Consider the following 4,151-nt stretch of genomic DNA (forward strand, 5'->3'; position numbering starts at 1 on the left):
TTGTTTTAACTCTTCTAGAAAGGCTCTTTCTTTATTAGCAGCTCGTAATTGGTAGATGCCATCAAGTGTTTCAACCAGGCGGTTTTGAAAACGCTCAAAAGATTGATTTTCTCTTTTTTTAAGATGCTTCACCATTCCGCCAAGCTTACGAGAAAAATAAATAACAATGGGGTTAACCAGTAAGATGAATAGCCCAAGTCGCCATTCAATCCAAAGAAGAACTCCAGCAGTACCAATCACGGTGAGTAAACTAATAATAAACTTAGCGAGCGTAGAACCAATGAACTTGTCGATCGTTTCTATGTCTGTGATTAGATGGGCGTTAATGCCACCGCTGCCTTTTGTCTCGTATTGACGAATGCTGATTCGACCAAGCTTATCAATCATCTTACTGCGCATCTGATAAGTAATTGTTTTAGAGACGAGCGTAAATTGTCGGCTTTGTAAAATATTGAATGCTTGGCTTAACGAACGCATTAATATAACAAGCAGAAGAGTTAACCCTATATAGCCAGTAGGGGTCTGCATTGATACTGGGAGAAAGTAGTTCATCGCCTCTAAACCAGAAGCTGGTTGATTCAGCAAAACCTCATCGACCATGAGCGGCATAAGTAGAGGGATAGGGACGCTAACCAAGGTCGCAAGAATTGCGATACCATTTGCAAACAACAGTTTGGACTTGTGCTTTTTTGCTTGAGTTATCAGCCAAGAACGGCTAATAGTGTCATTAGAATAATTCATTAAAGTGAGAATAAGTCCTATTTAGATTGATTGCGTGGCATTTTACGTTGATCTACTAATAATGGAAGTCTCAATTCGATCGGAAGTTAATATGAAAATAGAACATTATCAGCGCTTAACCAAACAAGCGTCTGCATTAATTGAGTCAGAAACCGACTTAATTGCCAACCTTGCAAATATTAGTGCGCTACTCTACATGGAATTAGACGAACTGAACTGGGCGGGTTTCTATTTAATGAAAGATGATGAGTTGGTCCTTGGCCCATTTCAAGGTCAACCTGCTTGCGTTCGTATACCTGTCGGAAGAGGTGTGTGTGGTACTGCTGTATCAACTAACACTGTACAACGCATTCATGACGTTCATGAGTTTGAAGGACACATCGCCTGCGACGCTGCAAGCAACTCTGAAATCGTAATTCCGTTTTCGATTAACGGAAAAATTACCGGAGTGTTAGATATCGATAGCCCAAATATTGGTCGTTTTAGCGAAATCGACGAGGAAGGACTGACATTTTTGATGGCAGAAGTGGAAAACCTGCTCAATTCACATGCGAACAAAGCATAATTTATCCTCTTAGAGTGGTTTTTCGTTAGCATCTCTCTATAATACGTAAAAAATATTTTCTTAATGCTCGCGGAAAGTCCGCACCAACCAGGAACCCACATGGAAAACACTGAAAAGTTAAAAAACAGCAAAGAAGTTATTGCATATATTGCTGAATGTTTCCCTAAATGCTTTACTCTAGAAGGTGAAGCGAAGCCACTTAAAATTGGTATCTTTCAAGATCTTGCTGAACGCCTAAGTGAAGATGAGAAAGTTAGTAAGACTCAACTTCGTGCAGCGTTAAGACAGTACACTTCATCATGGCGTTATCTTCATGGTGTTAAACTAGATGCAGAACGTGTAGATTTAGACGGTAATGCATGTGGCAAGCTTGAAGAAGAGCATGTAGAACACGCAAAAGCGACACTTGCAGAAAGCAAAGCTAAAGTGCAAGCTCGTCGTAAAGAACAAGCACAAAAAGCTCGTGAAGAAGGCAAAGCGAAACCTAAAGCGAAGAAAGCTCAACAGCCTCGTCGCCAAGCGCCTAAAGCACCAAAAGTAGAAAAGCCTGTAGAAACACGCGCTCTAAATGCTGATGAGTTCATCACTGGCAAAGAAGTAAATGTGAATATGGGTAAAGGAAACATGGCTGCGACCATTGTTGAAATCAATAAGGAAGATGTACGTGTTCAACTAGCAAACGGCCTTCAAATGGTTGTTAAAGCGGAGCACTTGCGCGCATAAAGGAGATACTCCTACGCATGAAATGCCGTTCAAAATTGACACTGATTGCTGCTAGCTTATGGCTAGCAGCTTCAGCTCAGGCTCTTGAAGCCAAACTCGATAAAGACGACTTACCTCAACTCGCCCCAGAAGTTCAACATGAAACTGCGAGCAAACGAGTCACTTCTCGCTTCACTCGATCTCATTACAAGCACTTCAATCTTAATGACGACTTCTCACAAGCAATTTTTAATCGCTATGTAGAGATGTTGGATTATAACCGTAATATTTTCACTCAAGCTGATATTGATTCTTTCGACAGCTCTGCGGTTTCATTAGATGAGCAATTGAAAGCTGGTAACAACCAAATCGCATTTGATGTTTATAACCTATCAATGCAGAAGAGGTTTGAGCGTTTTCAGTACGCACTTTCTTTATTAGATACAGAAATCAAATTCGATGTTGATGAGAGTATTGAGCTTGATAGGTCGGAAGCAATTTGGCCTGCCGATCTTGCTGAAGTCAATKAGCTATGGAGAAAGCGCGTTAAATACGATGCATTGAACCTTAAGCTCACTGGTAAAGAGTGGCCTGAAATTCAAGAAGTTCTAGAAAAGCGTTATAACAATGCGATGAAGCGTATTACGCAATCGCATAATGAAGATGCATTTCAACTTTATATGAATGCTTTCGCTCGTGAAGTTGATCCTCATACTAGCTATTTGTCTCCTCGCAATGCAGAACAATTCCAATCAGAGATGAATTTATCTCTTGAAGGGATCGGTGCTGTACTGCAAATGACGGATGATTACACTGTTATTCGATCGCTAGTTGCTGGTGGACCAGCATCAAGTAGTAAACAACTTGGTGAAGGTGATCGAATTGTTGGTGTGGGACAAGATGGCGAAGAAATTGTTGATGTTATTGGCTGGCGTTTAGATGATGTAGTGCAACTTATCAAAGGACCGAAAGGTACTAAGGTAAAACTACAGATTTTACCTGATGGTAAAGATGCTAAAAGTCACGTTGTAACAATTGTTCGAGATAAGATTCGCCTTGAAGATAGAGCGGTAAAATCAGAGATCATTGAGCAAGATGGTCATAAGATTGGTGTACTCGAAGTTCCAAGCTTCTACGTAGGTCTTTCTGCCGATGCTGATAAGCTTATTTCTCAACTGAAACGCGATGGCGTCGAAGGCATTATTGTTGATCTAAGAAACAACGGCGGCGGTGCGTTAACTGAAGCGACTGCATTATCTGGTCTGTTTATTGAGAAAGGGCCTGTCGTACAAGTTCGCGATAGTTATGGCCGTATTAAGGTCAACAGCGATACAGATGGCGAGATCAGTTRCCAAGGTCCTCTCACTGTATTAGTTAACCGATACAGCGCATCAGCATCTGAAATCTTTGCCGCAGCTATGCAAGATTATGGTCGAGCAATTATTATCGGAGAAAACTCATTTGGTAAAGGGACAGTGCAGCAGCATCGCTCTCTAAATCATATTTATGATTTATTCGACAAAGAACTTGGTTATGTACAATACACGATCCAAAAGTTTTACAGAATCAATGGTGGAAGTACGCAAAATAAAGGTGTTGTGCCTGACATTGCTTACCCAACGCCAATYGATCCAGCTGAAACAGGTGAAAGTGTAGAGGATAATGCATTGCCTTGGGACAGTATCGATAAAGCTAAATATGATGTTCTAAGAGATAATGCTCAACAAATCGCAAGCCTAACAGCTAAGCATAAACAGCGAATTACCAATGACATGGAATTCAATTTTATTGCTGAAGACATTGTTGAATATCAGAAAGATAAAGATGACAACCTGCTTTCTTTGAGCGAGAAAATTCGGCAACAAGAATCAGATAAAGCGGATGATTTGAGGCTTGAGCGTATAAACCTGCGTCAAAAAGCATCAAAACAAGATCTTTATGCTAACTTAGATGATGTACCGAAAGACTATGAAGTTCCTGATGCTTACCTTAATGAGTCAGTATCAATTATGATAGATATTATTGATAAAGATAAATGATAACGTCTTGATAGTAATAATAAAAAGCGAGCCTAGTGCTCGCTTTGTTTTTTTATAAACAAAATAAAGTGATTTAGATCAAATATTTCGCATTATCTTATTTC

4 protein-coding genes are annotated in these 4,151 nt (G+C 40.0%); 3 read left to right on the forward strand and 1 reads right to left on the reverse strand.

Annotation, left to right across the window (positions count from 1 at the left end; translation table 11 throughout):
- The coding region (locus L4C33_RS20090; RefSeq protein WP_428814174.1) for an ABC transporter transmembrane domain-containing protein at window positions 1-741 on the reverse strand (741 nt) is incomplete at its 3' end.
- Between the two features lie 91 nt (window positions 742-832).
- Here L4C33_RS20090 and L4C33_RS20095 point away from each other — a divergent pair.
- From L4C33_RS20095 to prc, 3 genes are all read left to right on the forward strand, one after another.
- The gene (locus tag L4C33_RS20095; protein ID WP_428814175.1) at window positions 833-1,306 is read left to right on the forward strand and encodes a GAF domain-containing protein; all 474 of its coding nucleotides are present in this window, start codon (window positions 833-835) and stop codon (window positions 1,304-1,306) included.
- Between the two features lie 99 nt (window positions 1,307-1,405).
- Window positions 1,406-2,029: an RNA chaperone ProQ gene (proQ, locus tag L4C33_RS20100; protein WP_428814176.1), complete on the forward strand. Its 624-nt coding sequence runs from the start codon at window positions 1,406-1,408 to the stop codon at window positions 2,027-2,029.
- A gap of 17 nt (window positions 2,030-2,046) precedes the next feature.
- A complete protein-coding gene (prc, locus tag L4C33_RS20105) occupies window positions 2,047-4,047 on the forward strand; it encodes a carboxy terminal-processing peptidase (protein WP_428814177.1) in 2,001 nt (666 codons plus the stop codon).
- The last annotated feature ends 104 nt before the right edge of the window (window positions 4,048-4,151 follow it).

Origin of the sequence: Vibrio makurazakiensis (assembly GCF_050337375.1) — a bacterium.
Taxonomy (GTDB): domain Bacteria; phylum Pseudomonadota; class Gammaproteobacteria; order Enterobacterales; family Vibrionaceae; genus Vibrio; species Vibrio makurazakiensis.

Excerpts from the sequence above, each read along its gene's own strand:
- L4C33_RS20095 (WP_428814175.1), top strand. The coding sequence starts at position 833 with ATGAAAATAGAACATTATCAGCGCTTAACCAAACAAGCGTCTGCATTA.
- proQ (WP_428814176.1), top strand. The coding sequence starts at position 1,406 with ATGGAAAACACTGAAAAGTTAAAAAACAGCAAAGAAGTTATTGCATAT.